Annotated in this window: 20 protein-coding genes and 3 pseudogenes; 12 read left to right on the top strand and 11 right to left on the bottom strand. The window is 74.1% G+C overall.

What is annotated here, in order from left to right:
• Positions 1 to 552 precede the first annotated feature (552 nt).
• Together LCD31_RS23830 and LCD31_RS23825 are read right to left on the bottom strand one after the other, a co-directional pair.
• Complete coding sequence (locus LCD31_RS23830; protein ID WP_224961455.1) at positions 553 to 2,301, bottom strand: glycosyl hydrolase family 28-related protein; 1,749 nt, start codon at positions 2,299 to 2,301, stop codon at positions 553 to 555.
• A gap of 165 nt (positions 2,302 to 2,466) precedes the next feature.
• Positions 2,467 to 3,234, bottom strand: a complete 768-nt coding sequence (locus LCD31_RS23825; protein ID WP_224961453.1) for an exonuclease domain-containing protein — start codon at positions 3,232 to 3,234, stop codon at positions 2,467 to 2,469.
• A gap of 114 nt (positions 3,235 to 3,348) precedes the next feature.
• Between LCD31_RS23825 and LCD31_RS29255 the strand changes: the two are divergent.
• The 3 genes and pseudogenes from LCD31_RS29255 to LCD31_RS23815 all read left to right on the top strand — a co-directional run.
• Positions 3,349 to 4,014, top strand: a pseudogene (locus LCD31_RS29255) (carboxylesterase family protein); the annotation flags it as partial.
• A 137-nt stretch (positions 4,015 to 4,151) separates the two neighbouring features.
• Positions 4,152 to 4,823: a carboxylesterase family protein gene (locus tag LCD31_RS29250; protein ID WP_255615679.1), complete on the top strand. Its 672-nt coding sequence runs from the start codon at positions 4,152 to 4,154 to the stop codon at positions 4,821 to 4,823.
• A gap of 44 nt (positions 4,824 to 4,867) precedes the next feature.
• Positions 4,868 to 5,401 carry a GNAT family N-acetyltransferase gene (locus LCD31_RS23815; protein ID WP_224961451.1) on the top strand — a complete coding sequence of 178 codons (534 nt, stop codon included), beginning with the start codon at positions 4,868 to 4,870 and terminating at the stop codon, positions 5,399 to 5,401.
• Between the two features lie 6 nt (positions 5,402 to 5,407).
• On the opposite strand, the gene LCD31_RS23810 is transcribed toward LCD31_RS23815, so the two are convergent.
• Both LCD31_RS23810 and LCD31_RS23805 read right to left on the bottom strand, forming a co-directional pair.
• Positions 5,408 to 6,412, bottom strand: coding sequence for a pirin family protein (locus tag LCD31_RS23810; protein WP_224961448.1), 1,005 nt, complete (start codon positions 6,410 to 6,412; stop codon positions 5,408 to 5,410).
• 22 nt (positions 6,413 to 6,434) lie between these two features.
• Complete coding sequence (locus LCD31_RS23805; protein WP_224961446.1) at positions 6,435 to 6,740, bottom strand: GNAT family N-acetyltransferase; 306 nt, start codon at positions 6,738 to 6,740, stop codon at positions 6,435 to 6,437.
• A 134-nt stretch (positions 6,741 to 6,874) separates the two neighbouring features.
• On the opposite strand from LCD31_RS23805, the gene LCD31_RS23800 reads away from it, so the two are divergent.
• The 5 genes from LCD31_RS23800 (at position 6,875) to LCD31_RS23775 (ending at position 10,990) form a co-directional block, all read left to right on the top strand.
• Positions 6,875 to 7,318 (top strand): MarR family winged helix-turn-helix transcriptional regulator, encoded by a 444-nt coding sequence (locus LCD31_RS23800; protein WP_224961444.1) that lies wholly within the window; start codon positions 6,875 to 6,877, stop codon positions 7,316 to 7,318.
• Positions 7,315 to 8,652, top strand: coding sequence for an MFS transporter (locus LCD31_RS23795; RefSeq protein WP_308015862.1), 1,338 nt, complete (start codon positions 7,315 to 7,317; stop codon positions 8,650 to 8,652). Before LCD31_RS23800 ends, LCD31_RS23795 begins: the two co-directional genes overlap by 4 nt.
• A 35-nt stretch (positions 8,653 to 8,687) precedes the next feature.
• Positions 8,688 to 9,269, top strand: a complete 582-nt coding sequence (locus LCD31_RS23790; protein WP_224961442.1) for a hydrolase — start codon at positions 8,688 to 8,690, stop codon at positions 9,267 to 9,269.
• Positions 9,270 to 9,472: 203 nt separating this feature from the next.
• Entirely contained in the window at positions 9,473 to 10,255 is a 783-nt protein-coding gene (locus tag LCD31_RS23785; RefSeq protein WP_224961440.1) for an SDR family NAD(P)-dependent oxidoreductase, read from the top strand.
• Positions 10,256 to 10,447: 192 nt separating this feature from the next.
• Positions 10,448 to 10,990, top strand: a complete 543-nt coding sequence (locus LCD31_RS23775) for a DUF1992 domain-containing protein (protein WP_224967807.1) — start codon at positions 10,448 to 10,450, stop codon at positions 10,988 to 10,990.
• 7 nt (positions 10,991 to 10,997) lie between these two features.
• Here the strand turns inward: LCD31_RS23775 and LCD31_RS23770 are convergent, their stop codons facing one another.
• The 3 genes from LCD31_RS23770 to LCD31_RS23760 form a co-directional block, all read right to left on the bottom strand.
• Entirely contained in the window at positions 10,998 to 11,432 is a 435-nt protein-coding gene (locus LCD31_RS23770) for a VOC family protein (protein ID WP_224961436.1), read from the bottom strand.
• A 218-nt stretch (positions 11,433 to 11,650) separates the two neighbouring features.
• Positions 11,651 to 12,289 (bottom strand): TetR/AcrR family transcriptional regulator, encoded by a 639-nt coding sequence (locus LCD31_RS23765; protein WP_224961434.1) that lies wholly within the window; start codon positions 12,287 to 12,289, stop codon positions 11,651 to 11,653.
• A gap of 87 nt (positions 12,290 to 12,376) precedes the next feature.
• Positions 12,377 to 13,327 carry a phosphotransferase gene (locus LCD31_RS23760; RefSeq protein WP_224961432.1) on the bottom strand — a complete coding sequence of 317 codons (951 nt, stop codon included), beginning with the start codon at positions 13,325 to 13,327 and terminating at the stop codon, positions 12,377 to 12,379.
• A 154-nt stretch (positions 13,328 to 13,481) separates the two neighbouring features.
• Between LCD31_RS23760 and LCD31_RS23755 the strand changes: the two genes are divergently transcribed.
• Positions 13,482 to 14,411 carry a zinc-binding dehydrogenase gene (locus LCD31_RS23755; RefSeq protein WP_224961430.1) on the top strand — a complete coding sequence of 310 codons (930 nt, stop codon included), beginning with the start codon at positions 13,482 to 13,484 and terminating at the stop codon, positions 14,409 to 14,411.
• 3 nt (positions 14,412 to 14,414) lie between these two features.
• Here LCD31_RS23755 and LCD31_RS23750 read toward each other — a convergent pair whose 3' ends face one another.
• From LCD31_RS23750 to LCD31_RS23740, 3 genes are all read right to left on the bottom strand, one after another.
• Entirely contained in the window at positions 14,415 to 15,602 is a 1,188-nt protein-coding gene (locus LCD31_RS23750) for an amidohydrolase family protein (RefSeq protein ID WP_224961428.1), read from the bottom strand.
• Positions 15,603 to 15,874: 272 nt separating this feature from the next.
• Positions 15,875 to 16,666, bottom strand: a complete 792-nt coding sequence (locus LCD31_RS23745) for an alpha/beta fold hydrolase (protein WP_224961426.1) — start codon at positions 16,664 to 16,666, stop codon at positions 15,875 to 15,877.
• A 150-nt stretch (positions 16,667 to 16,816) separates the two neighbouring features.
• A complete protein-coding gene (locus LCD31_RS23740; protein WP_224961424.1) occupies positions 16,817 to 17,374 on the bottom strand; it encodes a GNAT family N-acetyltransferase in 558 nt (185 codons plus the stop codon).
• 207 nt (positions 17,375 to 17,581) lie between these two features.
• On the opposite strand from LCD31_RS23740, the pseudogene vioD reads away from it, so the two are divergent.
• The 3 genes and pseudogenes from vioD to LCD31_RS23725 all read left to right on the top strand — a co-directional run.
• Positions 17,582 to 18,523: pseudogene (vioD, locus tag LCD31_RS23735) on the top strand (capreomycidine synthase); the annotation flags it as partial.
• Positions 18,520 to 18,810, top strand: a pseudogene (locus LCD31_RS29840) (AMP-binding protein); the annotation flags it as partial. The pseudogenes vioD and LCD31_RS29840, both read left to right, overlap by 4 nt.
• Positions 18,811 to 18,838: 28 nt before the next feature.
• A complete protein-coding gene (locus LCD31_RS23725; protein ID WP_224961463.1) occupies positions 18,839 to 19,150 on the top strand; it encodes a hypothetical protein in 312 nt (103 codons plus the stop codon).
• A 166-nt stretch (positions 19,151 to 19,316) separates the two neighbouring features.
• On the opposite strand, the gene LCD31_RS23720 is transcribed toward LCD31_RS23725, so the two are convergent.
• Positions 19,317 to 20,315 (bottom strand): hypothetical protein (locus LCD31_RS23720; protein ID WP_224961422.1); only part of this gene is annotated, 999 nt, incomplete at its 5' end.

Genomic DNA, 20,315 nt, shown 5'->3' with positions numbered 1-20,315 from the left:
GGGCCGGAGGGGGCGGACGGTGCCGGTGCCGCATCGAGGGGCAGTTCTCCGACGAAGCGAGTGGTCACCGGTCCGGCATCGGGCCGCGAACGGTCCTGCTGCTCGGGCGGGACCGCCGGCTGGAACCAGGGGCGAACTAGATCGTCTTGAAGTGTCATCCGTATCGACTCTGCGGGGAGCAAACGGCCAGTACCACCAGTGGGTGACCCACCGGCGGATCAGACCCTACCGGTAACGGACCGGTAAAGCACCACCCGAGTGGGCGCGAAATGTGGGTGATCCGCCGCGCACTGTCACGGCCAGTGCCGAACATCGTCCTCAACTGCGGCGATCACTGCGGTCGCTAGGGCCAGAAGCGGGATGCGTTCCCCGCCACATCCCGCCCGCGGTCGCCGACCGTGAGCGGCCGTGCCGACTTCGCGGGCCGGTTCGGGCACCTTCGTGCTCACGGTCCGTGGCAGGAGACCGGTGCGCGGGCACCGCAGGACACCCGCCCTGTTCGCTGCGTGCGCGGGTCTCCCCGGGATCGAACTCGGCCCCCCCCGCCGCGGCTCACGGTTCGGGCCACGTCCCGCACGGCCAGATGTCGTCCCAGCCGCTGTTGCCGGCGCCGAGATCGACGGTGAACGTCCCCCGGTCCGGGCAGTTGTACACCCCGGCCGCGCCCACGGACTCCGCGGTGACCTGCTCGAAGCGGGCCGCACCGCCGGTCTCGGCCTGCACGACGACCGTGCCCACGCCGCGCAGCTCCGCGCCCTCGACGGTGACGCCGCGGACCTCGTGGCCCTGCCCGCCGCCCGAGGAGAACTCGAACACCGAGTACGGGCTACCGGTCGCGGTCGTCCCGGCGATCCGGACCTCGGCCTCGATGGGCGAGTCGTACGCGTCCACTCGCAGCGCCCCCATCGGGTGTAGCCGGTTCGGGTTCATCGCCCCGGTGCGCACCAGCTCGTTGCCGGTCACCTCGATCGTGCCGCTGAGCGGGAAGAACGGAGCCGCGAACGCCTGGTTGGAGATCGCGATGCCGCTGCCCAGCGCGTTGGTGTCGGCGACCAGGTTGTCCCGCACCTGCAGGTCGGTGCCGCCGTAGACGGCGATGCCGTTGGCGAGGTTCGGGGCGATCACGGTGTTGCCGGTGAACGAGCTGCCGGTGTCGGGCGCGTGCAGCGACCACATGGCCAGCGAGTCGTCCCCGGTGTTGCGCAGGAAGTTGTTCCGCACCCGCACCCCGCGGGCCGACCCGTTGAGGTTGATGCCGTCGGCGGTGGTGTCCAGGATCCGGTTGCCCTCGACCAGCAGGTCGTCGTTGTTCCCGGTCAGCCACATGCCGACCTTGAGGTGCTGCAACCACAGCCCGGTCATCTCGGAACCCGCGCCGAGACTGCCGGTGACGAAGTTGTCCGGGGAGTCGTCGACCCGGTCGGTGACGTCGCCGAGCACCGCGAAGTCGCGCAGCCGCACCCCGCCCGCGGACTCGGTCTGGTCGATCAGGTGCGAGCTCAGCAGCACCGACCGCCACGGCCCGGCGCCGATGATCGAGACCTGTTCGACGGCCAGCGGGGAGTCGATGCGGAACCGGCCTTCGGGCACCCACACTTCGGTGCCCGCGGCCCTGGCCCGCTCGATCGCGGCGGTGAACGCGGCCGCGGAGTCCTCGGCGCCGGTCGGATCGGCACCGGTGTCGAGCACGGACACCGAGCCCTGCGGCGCCTCGGGGGCGGGAGCGACCTGTTCGAAGTCGGCGACGTCGACGGTGTAGGAGGGCACCGTGCCCGGTTGCAGCCGCACCACGTCCCCGGCGTGCAGGTCGCGGTCCAGCAGCAGGCGGGCGTGGTCGAACAGGTGGTGGGTCGTCGACCCTTCGATGTCCGGGGTGTCGAGGTAGGAGTACTCGCTGGTGACCCGCAACGGGGTGTCGAGGCGTTCACCGTTGACCGACACGGTCACGGTGCCCTCGGTGCCGTCCGGGACGCTGCCGGAGACGGTCAGCGCGTTCGCGTCGGCGCCGAGGGAGAACTCGACGTACCGGTCCGGGCCGTCCAAGGTCACCGCGCGACGCCCGGAGGCCTCCGAGGCGAGGCTGCCCTGGGTGAGGTCGGGGCCCAGGACGGTGCCGTTGGTCTCGGCGCCCTCGGCTTCCACCGAGGTGAACGGGGTCTGCGCGCCGGCGCGCGCGTCGGGTTCGGCGGCCGCGGTGGCCGGCGCGGTGGTGCCCGCGGCCAGCAGCGCGACCGCGGCCGTCACGGCGCGGCGGCGCCACCGCGGATCGCGGCCGGTGTCGGGGAGTTCGGGGCTCGGCACAGCACGTCCTTCGGGTCCGGGGAACGAGCGGGTTCGGCGGCCCGCACGGCCGCGTCACCTGCGGAAAGCGCTCACCGTAGGAGCGCGCCGGACCCGGGCGGACCCGATGACGGGAACCCGACAGGGCGGCTGCTCCGCGCGCCGCACCCGTTGCCCCACTCGCCGTCAGGCAGGTTCGGCGACCAGCGCCAGCGGCCAGTGCTCGGCGCGGGCGCGCACGTCGGCCGCGCGGGCCCGCAGCCCGTCGGCTTCGGCGGTGTCGGTCGCGCGGTCGGCCTGGCGGTCGAGGAACCCGGCGAAGTCGTGCTGCTGGTCGCGGTGCCAGCCGGTCTGGTCCTCGTGCAGGGCGGCGAGGGCGCGGGTGCCGATCTCGTCCGGGTGGGTCTTGGCCAGCCGCCACGCCAGCCGGGCGCAGGCCAGCGCGTCGGCGGTGGCGTCGTGCGCGGAGTCCAGCCGCACCCGGTAGTGCTCGCACAGCGCGCCGAGGGTGCGCTTGCCCTTGCGGTAGCGGTCGAACCGCTTGTCCAGGCAGCGCGGATCGACGACCGGCCCGGTCACCTCCAGCTTCCGCCCGTGGTGGCGGCGCAGCTCCGAGTCCAGCAGCGACAGGTCGAACGGCGCGTTGAACACGCACAGCGGCCGCGTCGGGTGCCAGGTGTCGGTCAGCGCTTCGGCGATCTCGGCGGCGACCTCCGCGGCGGGGCGGCCGTGCTCGCGGGCGTGGTCGGTGCTGATGCCGTGCACTTCGGCGGCCTCGGCGGGGATCTCCACACCGGGGTCGGCCAGCCAGGTGCGGACCTGCGGTTCGCGGCCGGGCACGATGGAGATCAGGGTGCCGGTCACGATCCGGTCGGTGCCGGTGTCCGTTCCGGTGGTTTCCAGGTCGAACGCCAGCAGCGGCCCGTCCGCCCAGGACGACGTGGGGTTGGTCATGATCGCCACGGTATCGAGATCGTCCGACGCGATCAGCGGGCCTCGCCGGAGGATCCGGTGATCGCGCAGTGATCCGCCCGACTCGATCGGGCGCGGCAGGAGGAGGACCGGGCAGTGGCAGAACCGATCGCCACCACCACGTCGGGGCGGGTCCGCGGGATCCGCGGCGGCGGGGTGGTGCGCTTCCGCGCGGTGCCCTACGCGGCCGCACCCACCGGTGACCTGCGGTTCGCGGCCCCACGACCGGCGCCGCGCTGGGGCGGGGTCCGCGCGGCGGACCGGGTCGGGCCGGTCGCGCCGCAGCAGGCCGCGGGGGAGCTGCCGGGCTTGGACGTCTCGGTGCTGCGCGGCCCGGAGTGGTTCGGCGGCGACGACTACCTGACCGCCGAGATCACCCGCCCGGACCAGGACGGCGCCGGACTGCCGGTGCTGGTGTTCGTGCACGGCGGCGCGTTCGTCAGCGGCGGCGGCGCGGCACCGCTCTACGACGGGGCCGCGTTCGCCCGCTCCGGGGTGGTGCTGGTCGCGATCAACCACCGGTTGGGAGCGGAGGGCTTCGCCCCGATCGGGGAAACGAACGTGGGATTGCGCGACCAGCTGGCCGCGCTGCGCTGGGTGCGGGACAACGCCGCCGCGTTCGGCGGCGACCCGGGCAACGTCACGGTGTGCGGGCAGTCCTCCGGGGCGATGAGCATCGCGGACCTGCTCGGTTCGCCGCTGCTGGACGGGGTGGTGGACCGGGCGATCGTGCAGAGCGGGCACACCGGCATGACCCGCTCGCGGAACCTGGGCCGGGTGCTGGTGGAGTCGCTGGCGCGGCACCTGGGCGTTCCCGCGACGGCGGAGGCGTTCCGGCGACGGCGGAGGCGTTCCGGCGGGTCGGGGTGCGGGAGCTGCTGGCCGCGCAAGCAGCGGTCATGGCGCCCGGCGGTGCTCCGGACCTGCGCGACGAGCACGGCCACGACCCGTCGTTCGGGCTCAGCGCGTTCCTGCCGGTGCACGGCGACGACGTGCTGCCGGTGCCGCCGGGCGAGGCGGTGGCCGCGGGCAGCGCGGCCGGGATCGACGTGCTGGTGAGCACCTGCCGGGAGGAGATGGCGCTGTACCTGGTGGCCTCCGGCGTCGTCGACTCCACCACCGACGAGCAGGCCGTCGCCGCGCTCGGTGCCTCGCACCCGGACGCGTCCGGCGTGCTCGCGGCCTACGGCCTGGGGCGGCGCCCGGCGGGCGAGGCGCTGTCGGCGGCGCTGACCGACCTGGTGTTCCGGCTGCCGGCCCGGGAGTTCGCCGCGCGCCACCGCGATTCCGGTGGGCGCACGCACGTCGCCGAGTTCACCTGGCGCTCGCCGCGCTTCGGCGGCCGGCTGGGTGCCTGCCACGGGTTGGAGCTGCCGTTCGTGTTCCACAACCTGGCGGTCGCCACCGGGCCGACCGGGCTGCTCGGGGAGGAGCCGGACCGTGCGCTGGCGGATCGGCTGCACGGGGCGTGGGTGTCGTTCGCGGCCACCGGCGACCCGGGGTGGCCGGAGCACCGGGGCGGTCACGTGTTCACCGCGGGACCCGAGCCGGGGGCCGGCGGGCCCCGGTGACGGGTGCCCGGCCGCCGGTGGCCTGCGCGGCTACGATCCGCGGCGTGTCCGATCTCGCGGCCTGGCCGGCCGCCGCGCCGCTGCTGACGGTTCGACTGCGGCTGGAACCGCTGCGGGTCGCGCACGCGCGGGAGACCGCGCCGGTCCTCGACGACGTGCGGCTGCACGAGTGGACCGGTGGGGAACCGCGTTCCGCCGACGAGCTCGCGGCGCGCTACCGGTGGCAGGTGGCCGGGCACTCCCCGGACGGCGAGCAGGGCTGGCTGAACTGGATCGTGCGCGGCCGCGCCGACGGGCGGGTTCGCGGCACCGTGCAGGCCACGCTCACCCGCCCGGAGCCGGGACTGCTGCGGGCCGCGCTCGCCTGGGTCGTCGGCACCGAGCACCAGGGCCACGGCTACGCGCAGGAAGCGGCGCGGACCATGGCCGGCTGGCTGCACGAGCAGGGCGTCGGCGAGCTGACCGCGCACATCCGTCCCGGACACCGGCGGTCGAGCGCGGTCGCCCGCGCGGTGGGCCTGTCCCCGACCTCGGCGGTCGTGGACGGGGAGGTCGTCTGGTCCGACCGGGCCCGGTGAGCCGCCTCAGCGCTCCAGGTGCCGGGCCCTGGGGCGGGCGCGCAGGCGTGCGCGGGGTGGTTCGGGCGCGGGCAGCGCGGCGCCGTCGTAGCCGGGCACGGCTCCGAACCGGTCCGCGCTGGGGCCGGTGCGCTCGGCCTCCCAGTCGCGGCGCGCTTCGACGACTTCCTCGTGGGTGCGGGCGACGAAGTTCCACCACATGACCAGTTCCTCGTCGAACGGCGCCCCGCCGATCAGCAGCGCCCGGCTCGCCGACGCCGCGGACAGCAGGACCTCCCGGCGCCCTTCGCCGAGGTGCAGCAGCGAGCCGGTGGTGAGCGCGGTGCCGTCGACCTCCACCGGATCCGACAGCGCCAGCACCGCGTGCTCGAAGTCCGGGCGCAGCGGCAGCCGCACCCGCCCACCGGGGCGCAGCGCGATCTCGGCGCCGACCAGCGGGGTGTAGGTGCGGGCCGGTGAGGTGGCGCCGCCGAGCTCGCCGTTGATCACGGTGATGCGGCCGCCGTCCTCGGTGAGCACCGGCAGGTCGGCGTGCTGCTCGAAGTGGGCTGGCCCGTTGCGGTCCCGTTCGGGCTGGGCGATCCACAGCTGCACGCCGTGCAGCACCGGGGAGTGCTCGGCCGGGGTCTGCTCGGAGTGGGCGATGCCGCCGCCCGCGGTCATCAGGTTCAGCTGCCCGGGCCGCACCAGCCGCGCGTTGCCGAGGCTGTCCTGGTGCAGGATCTCGCCGTCGAGCAGCCAGCTGACGGTCTGCAACCCGATGTGCGGGTGCGGGGGCACCTGCATCCCCGGACCGCCGCCGAGGTCGGTCGGACCGTAGGAGTCCACGAAGCACCAGGCGCCGACCATGCGCAGGTCCCGGTGCGGCAGGGTGCGGCGCACCCGCATCGCCCGCGGCCCGCCCAGCGGCACGTCGCGCGGTTCGAGCAGGTCCGCGCGGGGTTCGGCGGTGCCGGTGGGCGGCCCGTCGCAAACGGTGCGTTCGGCGGGGTCCGGTTCGGTGTTGCTCACGGGACGACGGTAGCCCGCGCGATCAGAGGGCGGCGCGCGCGGACTCGGGCACCAGGTCGAGGTGCTCGGGGTGCTTGCGGATGTAGGCGGCGATGTAGGAGCAGGTCGGCGTGACCTGCACCCCTTCGGCGCGCAGCGAGTCGAGCGCGGTCTTCGCGAGCGTCCCGGCGAGCCCGGCGCCCTGGTGGGCGGGGTCGATCTCGGTGTGCACCAGGTCGACGTGCCCGGGGGTGCGCCGGTAGTCGACGAACCCGGCGAGCTCGCCGCCGACGGTGATCTCGAACCGGTTGCGCTCCGGGTGGTCCTGCACCTGCGGTTGTTCGCTCATACCGCCCTTCTACCAGTTCGCGCGGCGGTGCGTCCGGTTCGGGCCGATCGCGCATTCCGGGCAGTCGAGGCTGAGCAGGTCGACCTGGACAGGTGGGACTGGACAGTTCAGACTGTCGAATTTACCGTGGGGGCATGACGGGAACCGAGAACGACGACTCGGCGGTGCGCGCCTCCCGCGAGGTGCGGGTGGTGGTCGGCAGGCTGCGGCGCAGGCTGCGCGAGCTGGCCGTCGGCGACGACCTCACCCCCTCGCAGACCTCGGTGCTCACCCGGCTCGGCAAGGAGGGCGACTCCTCGGCCAGCGTGCTCGCGGTCGCCGAAGGGGTGCGGCCGCAATCGATGGCCAGCACGCTCGCCGCCCTCGACCAGCACGGGCTCATCGAACGCCGCCCCGACCCGGCCGACGGCCGCAGGCAGCTCATCACGCTCAGCGACGTGGGCAAGCGCCGCGCCGAAGGCGATCGGCAGGCCCGCCGCGAATGGCTCACCACCGCCTTGCAGGAACGCTGCACCGAACAGGAACGGCACGTGATCATCGAGGCGATGGCGCTGCTGGAACGGGTCGCGGAGCGGTGACCGCCACCGGGCAGGAGCGCTTCGACCGGAAGCTGATCGCCCCGATGGTGCTCGGGTCGGCGCTGAACCCGGTGAACTCCTCGATGATCGCGGTGGCGCTGGTGCCGATCGGCGCCGCCCTCGGCGCGCCACCCGCCGAGACCGCGTGGCTGGTGTCCGCGCTGTACCTGGCCACCGCCATCGGCCAACCCGTGGTGGGCAGGCTGGTGGACCTGCACGGCCCGCGGCGGCTGTTCCTCGCCGGTGCGGCGCTGCTCGGGATCGCCGGAGTGCTCGTCGTCGCGCGGGTGCTGATCGGCTTCGGCACCTGCGCGGGCTACCCGGCGGCGATGCACCTGATCCGCAGCGAATCGCGGCGCACCGGGCGGGACAGCCCGAACGGGGTGTTGACCGCGCTGGCGATCTCCGCGCAGACCATCGCCGTGGTCGGCCCCACCCTCGGCGGGCTGCTGATCGGGTTCGGCGGCTGGCGCACCGTGTTCGCGGTGAACATCCCGCTCTCGCTGGCCTGCCTGGTGCTCGGTGCGCTGCGGCTGCCCCGCGGCGGCGGGCACGAATCCGGTTCGGGTTCGCTCGACGTGCCCGGCATCGCGCTGTTCGCGGCGACGCTGAGCGCGCTGCTGCTGTTCCTGATGGAGCCTTCCGCCGCGCACTGGTACCTGCCGGTGCTCGCGGTCGCCGCCGGGGCCGGGTTCGCGGTGCGGGAGCTGCGCGCGGCGGAACCGTTCCTGGACCTGCGGGTGCTGGCCGGGAACCTGCCGGTGCTGGGCACCTTCGCGCGGACGCTGCTGGCGTTCACCGTCTCCTACGCGTTCCTGTTCGGCTACACCCAGTGGATGGAGCAGGGCCGCGGGCTCACGCCCACCGAATCCGGGCTGGTGCTGCTGCCGATGTTCCTCACCGGCATCGTCGTGTCCAGCACCACCGGCCGCAGCGACGGCGTCCGCGGCAAGCTGCTCGTCGGCGGCCTGGCCCAGCTGGTGGCGTGCGCGCTGCTGCTGTTCGTCGGCGCGCGCAGCGGGATCTGGCTGCTGGTGGCGATCGCGGTCGTCGTCGGCATCCCGCAGGGGCTGATCAGCCTCGCCAACCAGAAGGCGCTCTACCACCAGGCCGACCCCGAGCGGATGGGCTCCTCCGCCGGGTTGCTGCGCACCTTCACCTACGTCGGGGCGATGGTCGCGGCCGCCGCAGGCGGCACCTTCCTCAGCGGGGGAGCCGACACCACCGGGCTGCACGGCCTCGCCCTGTTCCTGATCGTCGTCGCCGCCCTGCTGCTGGTGGTGACGGTGCTCGACCGCACGCTGCGGCGCCTCGGGCCCGCGGTGGCGCGGTGATCGACCGGAAAACCCCTCCCGGAAAGGTTCCACCCATGTCCCTGAGCACGCTCGACCCGCGCACCGCGCTGGTCGTCATCGACCTGCAGAACGGCATCACCGGCGCGCCCGGCACTCCGCACACCGCCGCCGACGTGGTGCAGCGCTGCGTCCGGCTCGCCGAGGTGTTCCGCGAGCACGACGCCCCGGTCGTGCTGGTGCGGGTCAGCTTCGCCGCCGACGGCGCCGACGCCGCGCCGGGCCGCACCTCCGCCGGGGGCGGCCGCCGCGAGTTCCCGGAGGGCTGGGACCGGATCATCGACGAACTCGCCGGGCACCCCGCCGACATCGTGGTGACCAAGCGGAACTGGGGCGCCTTCCACGGCACCGACCTGGACGTGCAGCTGCGGCGCCGCGGCGTCACCCAGATCGTGCTCGGCGGCATCGCCACCAGCCTCGGCGTGGAATCCACCGCGCGCGCCGCGCACGAGCACGGCTACCACGTCACGCTCGCCACCGACGCGATGACCGACCTCGACGCGGAGGCGCACCGCAACAGCCTGGAGCGGATCTTCCCGCGCCTCGGCGAAACGGGAACCACCGACGAGGTCGTCGACCTGTTCGAGTCGACCCGCTGACCGGTCTGTCCGCTCAACTCTCGTCGTGTAGCACTGGGGTGGCGGAACCTCAGCGGGTGGTCGAGCTGCGTGCGTGGTCTCTGCTCATCGGGCTTCGCCGCTGACAGGACACGGACACGGCCCGCGGCGCAGGTTCGAGGACACGCGGTGCGGTTCCGCCACCCGCTCCACAGCAGAAGTCGAGACGCAGCGATCGGAGTCCCATGTCGCGTTCTTCCTACCCCTCGGCCGAATCCGGGCGCGGAGTGCTGGTCACCGGCGCTTCGCGCGGCATCGGTCGTGCCGTCGCGGTCGCGTTCGCCCAAGCCGGGGACCGGGTCGCCGTGCACTGCTCCTCCCGGCCCGAGGACGCCGCCCGCACCCTCGAATCGCTGCCCGGTTCCGGGCACGTGCTGGTGCGGGCCGACCTCGCCGACCCCGGCCAGGTGCAGCGCCTGGTCGGGGAGGCGGTCGACGGGCTCGGCGCCCTCGACGTGCTGGTCAACAACGCGGCGGTGATGACCCCGCACCCGCCCGCGACCACCTCCTACGCCGACTGGCAGGCCGCGTGGCGCAGCACCGTCGAGGTGAACCTGCTGGGCGCGGCGAACCTGAGCCACCAGGTGGCCGCGCACCTCATCGAACGCGGCGCCACCGGGCGCATCGTCAACGTCGGGTCGCGCGGCGCGTTCCGCGGCGAACCCGACCACCCGGCGTACGCGGCGAGCAAGGCGGCGCTGCACGCGCTGGGCCAGTCGCTGGCGGTGGCGCTGGCGCCGCACGGCATCGCGGTGGCCTCGGTGGCGCCCGGGTTCGTCGAGACCGAACGCGTCGCGGGCCGGTTGGAGGGGCAGCAGGGCGCCGACATCCGGGCGCAGAGCCCGTTCGGCCGGGTCGCGGCGCCGGAGGAGGTCGCTTCGGCCGTGCTGTACCTGGCCTCACCGGAGGCGACCTGGTCCTCGGGCGCGGTGCTCGATGTCAACGGCGCGTCCCACCTGCGCACCTGAAACCTGACCTGGTCGGCGCCTCCTTCCTCGGCGCCGAGGTGGTGGTGCCGGTGGGACGCTTCGCGCCGGAGTTCTTCTCCCTCGGCACCGGGTCGGCAGGCCAGGTGCTGCAGAAGTTCGCCACCTGTGCGCGTTCGCGGCGCGCTGAGCGGCGCTCGATCGGCCGTGGAGCCGCGGATATCCTGGGAGCCGGTGGCGACGACGCGGGAGGGCGGCATGACCGAGCGCAAACCGCACGGCACGACGTTCGAGACGTGGATCGAGCGGCAGATCCGCGTCGCCCAGGAACGCGGCGACTTCGAGGACCTCGACGGCCTGGGCCGCCCGCTGCCCGGCGCCGGTGAGCCGCACGACGAGCTGTGGTGGGTCCGCGGCTACGTCGACCGCGAAGGCCTGTCCCGCGAGGCGCTGCTGCCGACCCCGCTGCAACTGCGCAAGGAGGCCGAACGGCTCCGCGGCGAGGTGCGGCAGCTGCCGTCCGAGCAGGCAGTGCGGGATGCGGCCGCGGAGCTCAACCGGCGCATCCTGGCGTGGCTGCGCACCCCGACCGGACCGCAGGTGCCGCTGGGCCTGGTGCAGGTGGAGGAACTCGTCGCCGACTGGCGCGACCAGCGCGCGCGGGCCCGCGCCACCGCTCCGGCCGCGCCGGTCCGGGCGGAGCCGTCGGGCGGGCGGTGGCAGCGCATCACCCGCTTCTTGCGCGGCACCAGCCGGTTCCCCGCCGGGCGCGGCTGAACGGCGGTCAGTCGAGGCAGAACTCGTTGCCCTCGATGTCCTGCATCACCAGGCAGGACTCGTCGTACTCGTCGGCGACCAGCAGCCGCACCCGCTGCGCGCCGAGCTCGACCAGCCGGGCGCATTCCGCTTCGAGCGCGGCGACGCGCTCCTCGCCCACCAGGCCGGTGCCGACCCGCACGTCCAGGTGCACCCGGTTCTTGACGACCTTGCCTTCGGGAACGCGCTGGAAGTACAGCCGCGGGCCCTGCCCTTCGGGGTCGCGGCACACGAACCCGGCGCCCTGCCGTTCCGGCGGCAGCGTGCGGTCGTATTCCGCCCAGCTCGTGAAGCCTTCCGGCGGTGGCGCGACGACGTAACCGAGCACCTCGCACCAGAACCGGGCGAGGCGTTCCGGTTCGGCGCAGTCGAAGGTGACCTGGACCTGCTTGATCGACGACATCCGCTCACCCTAGGTGCCGGGGACCGCGCCGGGGCCGGGAACGGCGAGAATTCCGGAGGTCAGCGCGCTCGCCCCAGGAGCACCGCCCTGATCGGGGCGAACCCGAGGGCGTTGACCGGGGTCCCCATCGGCAAGCCGGGGAGGGTGGCGAGCACCCGGAACGGCGGCGAAGCAGCACGACCAGGCCGAAGGCGAGGCCTCGGCCGGACGTGCGCGGTTCAGCCCCGCACGTGCGGAGTGCAGGTGAGCGCGCCGGGGATCGCGGCGAACGCGGTCCGCAGGTGGGCGAGCAGCTCGTCGCGGGTGCCGGTGCTCCCGGCGGCCCACGCGTCCTGGGCGCAACGGGTCGCGGAGATCAGCACGTCGAGGGCGATCCGCGGCCGCGGATCGGTGGTGTCGTCGGGGATGGCGAACCGCTTGCCGAGCACGTCGCGGATGGTGCGGGTGGTGCGGTCGCAGAAGTGCAGGTTGTGCCCGTTGATCGACGCGGTGGTGGCGGTGAGCCGGTGGGCGGCCAGGGTGCGCCGCGCCCATCCTCCGGGCATGTCCGCCACGACGGCGAGCAGGTCGTCCTGGACGGAGTCCAGCAGGGTGCGGTCCAGGTCGGGTTCACCGGCGCGCAGCCGTTCGATCAGCGCGGCCCACATGTCCTGGCTGGGGGCCATCGCGACGTCTTCCTTGCTGGTGAAGTAGCGGAAGAACGTGCGCTTGGAGATTTCGACGGCGGCGCAGAGCTCGTCGAGGGTGACCGCGTCGAAGCCGCGTTCGGTGAACATCTCCAACGCGGTGTCGATCAGCTCTTGGCGGGTGCGCTGCTTCTTGCGCTCGCGCAGCGAACCTGCGGGGGCCTCGGGCATGCGGCCGAGCCTACGCGCAGGTCCGTCCCCGAGTGGTGAATGCCGCTCGGGGACGCACGGCACCCGGTGGCGCGGAGGCGGGCGAGGTCAGCGCTCGAAGCCACCGGCGAAGGGGCCGTCCCGCCAGCGGTCGAGCACCGGGGCGACGGCTTCGGCGAGCATCGGCAGCTGCGGGGCGAGGGCGAGGCAGGCCACCGAGCGCAGCACGCCGATCGCGTCGACCAGGCGCAGCACCCGGTCGTCGAGAGTGCGCAGGCCGAGTGCGCGCGCCGCCGCGTCGTAGGTGGCGGCGGCGTCGGCGCCGAGGAACGCCAGGTCCCATTCGACGGGCCCGGAGGTGGCGAGTTCGAAGTCGGCGAACAGGTCGCCGCCGGGCGTGGTGAGGATGTTGACGGCGGGCGCGTCACCGTGGACCGGCTGGATGCCGACGCCGGGGAACGCGGCCTCGAACTCCTGGCGGGACCGCACCAGCGGCGCGAGCACGTCCCATTCCCGGTGGGCTCGTTCCAGGTCGGCGGGGGCGAGCAGCTCGGGCAGCTCGGCGAGGTCGGCGAGCCCGCGGGTGATCATCCCGAGGTCGACCGCGTCCAGGAAGGGCAGCGCGCCGGGGTAGCCGCGCAGCGCCAGGTGCAGGTCGGCGACCAGGCGGCAGCGGTCGAGGTAGTCGGGTTCGGCGGTGGTGTCGTTCTCGACGAGCTGCCAGCAGGTCATCGAGAAGCCGTCGCGCCGCACCGGTTCGCGGGGCACGAGCGGGCTCGGCGCGACGACGGGCACGCCCTGCTCAGCCAGCCAGGCCACGACGTCGAGCTCGCTGCGCTGGCGGGCTGCCTGGGTCTCGACGTCGGTACCGCCCGGCAGCACGGTCGGCACCCGCACCACGACCGGGGAGGGGGACAGGTGCACGACGACGGAGAACGCGTCGTGCAGCACGGTCGCCGCGCCGACGTCGAGTCCGAGGTCGCGGCCGGCCGCGGTGGCGGCGGCGAGGGCGCGGGCGGTGCGGTCGGCGCGCTGCTGCGCGGTCACGGCTGCGGGCATGCGGCAGATGCTGTCACGCGGCGGTTCGGGGTGCGACGGATTTTCGGGCCGGTCGGATCACCAAGGCCTGTCACTTGACGCCAACTGCCACTCAGTGGCATAAATGGGTGGTCGCGTCCGAGCGACGACTCCACCCAGGGAAAGGCGCGGCGCCATGCGTGCACTGCTCGTCGACCACTCCGCACCCACCGGGCTGCGGCTCGGCCGCACCACCGACCCCGCACCCGCGCCGGGCCAGGCGCTGGTGCGGGTCTCGGCGATCTCGCTGAACTACGGCGAGGTCACCGACCTGCTGCCCGGCTCGCCCGACGGCACCCTGCTGGGCTGGGACGCCGCGGGCGTCGTCGAACGCCCCGCCGCCGACGGCTCCGGCCCGGCCGCAGGCACCCCGGTGGTCACCATGGCCATGCAGGGCGGGTGGGCCGAGCTGCGCGCCGTGGACACCGACACGATCGGCACCGCGCCCGAGGGTGCGGATCTCGGGGTGCTCAGCACCGTCCCGGTCGCCGGGGCCAGCGCGCTGCGCGCCCTGCGCCGCCTCGGCCCGATCCTCGCCAGGCGCGTGCTGGTCACCGGCGCCACCGGCGGAGTCGGGCGCTACGCGGTCGAACTCGCCCGCCTCGGCGGGGCGCACGTGATCGCCTCCACCCGCGACACCACCGCACGCGGCGACGAGCTGCGCGACCTCGGTGCCCACGAGGTGATCGGCAGGCCGGACGAGCTCGACGCGCCCGTGCACGGCGTGGTCGACAACGTCGGCGGCCCGCAGCTGGTCAGCGCGTTCCGGAAGCTGCACCCGGGCGGCACGCTGGTCGCCGTCGGGCACACCACCGGCGAAGCCGAGCACTTCCCGTACGGCGAGCTGTTCGGCGCGCCAGGCAACGACGACCGCCACCTGGTCACGTTCTTCATGCCCTCCGCCCCTGGGCTGGGCGCGGACCTGACCTGGCTGGCCGAGCAGGTCGCGACCGGGCGGCTGCACCCGGAGATCTCCTGGCGCGGTGACTGGGAGCGGGCCGGGGAGGCCATCGACCAGCTGCGCGGCGCCCGGCTGCACGGCAAAGCGGTCCTCGACCTCAGCTGAGGTTCAGCCGACCGCCGCACCCCGGGCGAACACGGCGCGCACCGCGCCCAGCGCGGCGAGGCCGGTGCGCGGATCACCGTCGACGACGAGCAGGTCCGCGTCCAAGCCGGGAGCGAGCCGGCCGGTCACCTCGCCCAGCCCGAGCGCGGCCGCGCTCGTCGTGGTCGCCATCTCCACGACGCGGTCGGCGGCGAACCCGAGGTGGACGTAGAGCTGCAGCGCCCCGGGCAGGTCGTCGAACGGGCTGGACGGCAGACCCGCGTCGGTGCCGGTGATCAGCCCGACGCCGCGTTCGGCCAGCCACGGCAACCGGCCGTAGACCTGCTCGGCGACCTCCGGGGGCAGCGAGTCGATGATCCGCCGCCAGTTACGGGAGGAGGCCGCGCACGCGTGCACACCGCGCGCGGCCATCTCCGCGGCGGTCGCGGCGTCGCGGTGCACCTCGCCCGGTCCGGTCGTCCAGGAGCAGTGCTCGACGGTGCGCACGCCCGCGGCCACGGCGTCGCGGATCGCGGTGGTGCCGTGGGCGTGCGCGGCGACCGGCAGCCCGTGCCGCTCGGCTTCGGCGACGACGAGGCGCAGCCGGTCGCGGTCGAACTGGGACTGCCAGCTCGGTGGGGAGCCGGGGGTGATCTGCCCGCCCGAGGCCATCACCTTGATCATGTCGACGCCGAGCTCGGCGTTGCGCCGCACCCGCTCGCGCAACTCCTCGTCCGTTCCGGCGGCACCGCCGAGGAACCAGCAGTGCCCGTCCGGCACGGTCAGCGGTGGTCCGGTGGTGATCAGGCGCGGGCCGGTGGTGGCGCCGGTGCGGATCTCGTCCCGCAGCCGCGCGGTGATCCCGTCCCGGTCGCCGCAGTCCCGCAGCGTCGTCGTGCCGGAGCGCAGTGCCCGCAGCGCGCGCCCGGCCGCCTGCTCGTGCAGCCGCTCGTCGGAGGTGGTGCGCACCCGCTCGACCAGGGCGGCCGGATCGGGGGCGGTGTCGTCGAAGACCAGGTGCACGTGGGCGTTGATCAGCCCGGGCAGCAGGGTAGCGCCGGACCAGTGCTCGTGCCGGGTGTGTTCCCGGTGGCGCAGCTGCTCGCGCGTCCCGACCGCGGCGATCCGGGCGCCCTCGACCAGGACGGCGCCGTCTTCGAGGCACTGCCCGGCCGGCCCGGGCAGCACCCGGTCCGCGCTGATCAGCTTCATGGGTGCGGCTCCTTCGTCTTCCGGCCCGCCGAAGGGGCCGAAAAAGATCGTTCTCGCGCGTCTCCCGACTCCGGCGCCTTTCGGCACGGTGACGAAAGGAGTGCGTGGTCCGGAACGTAGCGGCGCGAACCGGGTCGCCGAGGCCGATCGCGGATATTCACCGCCGGGTTCGGCCGGTGTCGTCGTCCGACCCGAGCGGGGTGCACCCGTTCGAGCGCTCCGTCGCCGGTACCGGTGGTGCGGAACTCCTGCGGGGGTGTCGATGCCGCAGATCACGTCGGCGGCGTGCGGCCTGCGGGCGGTGGTGCGAAGAAGTCGAGCAGAGCCGAGTTCACCGCCTCCGGCCGTTCGAGGTAGCCGTAGTGGGCGCAGTCGGCGATCTCCACGTAGCGCGCTCCGGGGATGGCCGCGGCCACCTCGCGACCCAGGTGCGGCGGCGCGATCAGGTCATCGCCGAACCCGATCACCAGGGTCGGCACCCGGATCGCCCGGTAGGCGTCGAGCCGGTCCGCCGCGACGTCCACGAGTTCCGTCGCGCGCGCCGGCGGGAACACCTCGAACAGGTCCAGCCAGTCGGTGAGCCGCACGTCGTCGTTGAGCGTCGCGGGGGACAAGAACTGCAGCGCCCGCTGCACCGCCGCGTACCCGGGCGGGAGCACGACGCCGCTGGCGAGCAGTTCGCGTTCGGCGGCCACCGCGGCCGCGCGCAGTGCGTCGGCGCGGCCGCGGGTCGCCAGCAGCACCGCCTGCCGGGCGAGGTCCGGACGGGCCAGCAGCAGCTCTTGGACCACGTGCGCGCCCAGCGACGTGCCGACGAGGCGGCACGGCCCCAGCCGCACGCGTTCGATCAACCCGACGAGGTCCGCGACGAGATCGTCGGCACCGCCGGCCGAGTGCTCCCGGTGGTCCGGGGTGAGCACCCGGTACCCGGCCGCGACCAGCGCCGGAACCTGCAGGTGCCACGTCGATCCGCCCGCGCCGGACCCCGTCACCAGCACCACCGGCTCGCCGGTGCCGACATCGCCGAAGGGCGGTGGTGCGCCGCGGTCGTCCTTTACCGGCATCGGTCCTCCCGAACGGTGGTCACTCCGCGGGCGACGGGTGGCCCGCGGCGACGTCGGCGACGAGCGCCGCGGACGGTTCCGGCGACGGCGATCTCGCGGGGCGTGCACCCGCCCCCCGAGCCGTCGCCGGTCGCGGCGGCACCCGGGTGCTCAGGTCAGGTCGCGGCTCATGAACAGCGCCGTTTCGCCTTCCGACGCGGTTCCCCGGTACAGCGAGGTGTCCAGTCCGCAGAGCGTGAAGCCCAGGCGCCGATACGCGTTGATGGCGGGCGCGTTGATGTTGGTGACCTCCAGCCACAAGGTTCGGGCCCGCAGTTCGCGGGCGTGGCCGATGGCCAGGTTCACCAGTACGCGACCGATTCCGCGACCCCGTTGTTCCGGAGATATTTCCACATCGGAAATGGTCATTCGGCCATTCCAAGACTCGTGTTCGAGGTCGATGAAACCGCAGACCGCTCCGGCGGAGTCGACGCACACGAACCGAACCGGGTCGTCGTCCTCGTCGTCCTCTTCCGCATCGGCGGGGAACACCTTGTTGATCGGCGGTGACACCGGAATCTCGCGCAAGCGGAAACCGTCTTCGTCCCCGCTGACTTCGAAGATGGTGTTCGTGGTGAAGGATCCGTCGATCGCGCGGACGGCGGCTTCATCTCCGTTCCCGGCCCTGCGGAATCGGGTGCTCGGCGAGTCGTTCTGCTGCTCGATCACGTGGCGATGATCGCACAACGCGCGGCGGCCGTGAATACCGATACCGGATTCGCGACGCGCTCGGATCGGCGTATTGCACGCGCCCGGAGCGCGATCATCCGCGGCATTCGTGGAATGTGCGCACACATTCGGGTGACACCGTTCTCCCGGTGTTCGACCGCGTATTTGCGCGGTCGAACACCGCCCGCTTGACGCGGCGGAGCGGACGTCCGCCGAGCCATCGCCGACCGCTACGGCGACGGCTACCCGGACCGGGTGCTGGTCACCCACGGCTCCAGCGAAGCCATCGCGCTCACGCTGCCGGTGGTGCTGCGCCCCGGGGACCGGGTCGTGGTGCAGGAGAGCGCCTACCACGCGCTCGGGCACTACCCGGCGGCCATCGGCTGCGAGGTCGCCGTGCTGCCGGCCGGGGCGGTGCGCGGCGGCCACGTGGACCCGGCCGTGCTGGCCGAACTGATCACCGGCGACGTCGCGGCCGTGATCGTGAACTTCCCGCACAACCCGACGGGCCGCACCCTGTCCCCGGAGGGCTGGGCGGCGTTCGTCGACCACGTCGCGACGACCGGCGCGCTGCTCGTCTGGGACGCGGCGTTCTCCGAGATCACCCACCGCTGGGCCCAGCTGCCCGAGCCCGCGTCCCGCTACGAGCGGACCCTGTCCTACGGCACGTTCTCCAAGGCGTTCGGCCTCCCCGGGCTCCGCGTCGGCTGGTGCCTGGGGCCACCCGAACTGCTGCGGGCCACGTTCCCGCGGCGCGACCGCAGCACGTTGTTCCTGTCCCCGCTGGTCGAACTGATCGCCGCCCGCGCCATGCGCCGCGCCCCCGCGCTGATCGAACCACGCCGAGCCGAAGCGCGGCGCAACCTCGACCGGCTGCGCGCCTGGGTGGCCGAGCACGCCGAGCACGTGCGCTGGCAGGAACCCCTCGGCGGGGTGTGCGCGCTGCTGGAGATCCGCGGGCTCAGCGGGGAGGCCGCCGACTGCGAAGCGTTCTGCCTCGGCCTGCTGGAGGCGCACCGCACCCTGCTCGTGCCGGGCAGCGCGTTCGGCAGGCCGGACGGGGTGCGGCTCGGGTTCGGCGGCGCCGAACGGGAGTTCCGGGCGGGACTCGGGGAGTTGTCGGCCTGGTTGCGCGGAGCGCGGTCATGACGGCCGAAGCGGACCTGCTGGCCCAGTGGGAGCGGTGCGTCGGCGAGGGTCCGCACCGGCCCGCGCTGATCATCGACGGCGGACCGGTGCTGACCTACCGCGAGCTGGACCGGCGCACGGACGCGCTGGCCGCGGACCTCGTCGCACGCGGTGCCGGGCCGGAACGGATCGTCGGCCTGGCGCTGGCCTCCCCGGCGAGCACGGTCGCGGGCATGGTCGCGGTGCTCAAGAGCGGAGCGGCGTTCACCGTCCTGGACGGCGCGCTGCCGCGCTCGGCCCGAGCGGCCATCGCCGCAGGCGCGAACGCCGATCCCGGTGGCGCGGCGATCCCAGGCCGCGCAACCCTGCGCTCGCGACTGGCCGCGGGTGCTGCACCACCTCGGCAAGGACCCGTCGCTGCGCTTCTCCGAATCGGGCAGAGCGCTGATCCGGTTGCTGCACACCAACTTCGCGGGAGCGCTGCGTCCCGGCGGATGGGACAGGTTGATCGCCAACCTGCCGGGCCACCAGGTGGAGGTGATCAGCGCTGCGGCCGAGGACTGCGCCGAGCTGTGGCGGGAGTTCGCCGACCAGCTCAAGCGGCGCCACGCGGCGGTGCCGAACGCCCCGGCCGCGGGTGACGGCTGACCGCGGCAGGGACGTGCCCGGGCCGGACGGCGCGAGGGTGATGGTTTCCGCATCGCTGGACACCGTCGATTTTCAGCACTGTGACGAAAAGGCCGGGTGATCTCCCCTCCGCGATGTCGGCGCGGACCCGGTCGCCGAGGCCGATCGCGGGTGGTCGCCGCCGTGCTCAGCCGGTGGTCGTCCCGGAGTTCTCGCCGTCCGGGTCCTCGTCGTCCGGTCCGAGCAGGGCGCGCACCCGTGCGGGCAGCTCGTCGCCGGGTTCGGTGGCGAGGGCCTGGCGCAGGGCCGTGCGGAATTCCTCGTGTTCGCGGCGAGCGGTGGCCGCGGCCGCCTGCTGCTCGGCGTGGGCGGTGCGTTCGGCGGCGAGTTCCGCGTGCAGCGGGGCGAGGCCGGCGGCGTAGGAGCGGGTGGCTTCGGTGAGCCGGTCGGTGAGTTCGGCGGCGCGGGCGTCGGCGGCCTCGCGGGTGGCGGTGAGCCGCTCGGTCGACGCGGCCTCCTGGTCCTGCAGCCGCTGCCGCCAGTGCTGGTCGAGTTCGTCGCGCAGCCGCTGCCGTTCCTCGTCGGCTTCGTGGCGGAGGCGTTCCTGCTCGTCGAGCGCGGCGGCGCGTTCGGTGGCGCGGGCGTCGTTGAGCTCGGCGATGTGCTGCTGGGCGGCGGCGGCTTGGGTGAGGGCGGCCTGCCGGTCGGCGTGGGCTTGAGCGCTGTCGCGGCGCGCGGCGTCCCGGTCGGCATGGGCGGCGTCGCGGTCCTGCACGGCCTGATCGCGTTCGGCCTCGGCGGTCTCCTGCGCGGCGCGGGCGGTCGCCGCCTGCTCGTGGGCTTCGGCGGCCTCGGCGCGGGCGCGGTCCCGGTCGTGTTCGGCGGCGCGGGACTTCTCCAGCGCGTCGTCCCGATCGGCTTCGGCGGTGGCGCGGGCGGTGAGCGCGGTGGCGAGCTGTTCGGTGGCGTGCTGCCGCAGCGCGGCGACCTCGGTGCGCACCGGGTCGAGCACCCCGGTCAGCCCGGTGAGCCGTTCGTCGAGGGCGTGCACGTCGAGGTGGGTCATCGGCTGATCGGGGCCGTAGACGCGGGTCCAGATCTCGCGGTGCTCGTCGAGCATGGCGCAGCTGATCGTCTTGGCGCCCCACTGCCCGTACCGGTCGGGGTCGGGGGCGCAGTAGGGGGT

Source organism: Saccharopolyspora sp. 6M (assembly GCF_020176775.1).
Lineage (GTDB): Bacteria > Actinomycetota > Actinomycetes > Mycobacteriales > Pseudonocardiaceae > Saccharopolyspora_C > Saccharopolyspora_C gregorii.
This window is presented reverse-complemented; position numbering and strand designations above follow the sequence as displayed.

Coding starts and splice junctions, on each gene's coding strand:
- LCD31_RS23790 (WP_224961442.1), top strand. CDS start 8,688: ATGTCCCTGAGCACGCTCGACCCGCGCACCGCGCTGGTCGTCATCGAC.
- LCD31_RS23755 (WP_224961430.1), top strand. CDS start 13,482: ATGCGTGCACTGCTCGTCGACCACTCCGCACCCACCGGGCTGCGGCTC.
- LCD31_RS23770 (WP_224961436.1), bottom strand. CDS start 11,432: ATGTCGTCGATCAAGCAGGTCCAGGTCACCTTCGACTGCGCCGAACCG.
- LCD31_RS29250 (WP_255615679.1), top strand. CDS start 4,152: ATGGCGCCCGGCGGTGCTCCGGACCTGCGCGACGAGCACGGCCACGAC.
- LCD31_RS23825 (WP_224961453.1), bottom strand. CDS start 3,234: ATGACCAACCCCACGTCGTCCTGGGCGGACGGGCCGCTGCTGGCGTTC.
- LCD31_RS23785 (WP_224961440.1), top strand. CDS start 9,473: ATGTCGCGTTCTTCCTACCCCTCGGCCGAATCCGGGCGCGGAGTGCTG.
- LCD31_RS23745 (WP_224961426.1), bottom strand. CDS start 16,666: ATGCCGGTAAAGGACGACCGCGGCGCACCACCGCCCTTCGGCGATGTC.
- LCD31_RS23765 (WP_224961434.1), bottom strand. CDS start 12,289: ATGCCCGAGGCCCCCGCAGGTTCGCTGCGCGAGCGCAAGAAGCAGCGC.
- LCD31_RS23805 (WP_224961446.1), bottom strand. CDS start 6,740: ATGAGCGAACAACCGCAGGTGCAGGACCACCCGGAGCGCAACCGGTTC.
- LCD31_RS23750 (WP_224961428.1), bottom strand. CDS start 15,602: ATGAAGCTGATCAGCGCGGACCGGGTGCTGCCCGGGCCGGCCGGGCAG.
- LCD31_RS23760 (WP_224961432.1), bottom strand. CDS start 13,327: ATGCCCGCAGCCGTGACCGCGCAGCAGCGCGCCGACCGCACCGCCCGC.
- LCD31_RS23800 (WP_224961444.1), top strand. CDS start 6,875: ATGACGGGAACCGAGAACGACGACTCGGCGGTGCGCGCCTCCCGCGAG.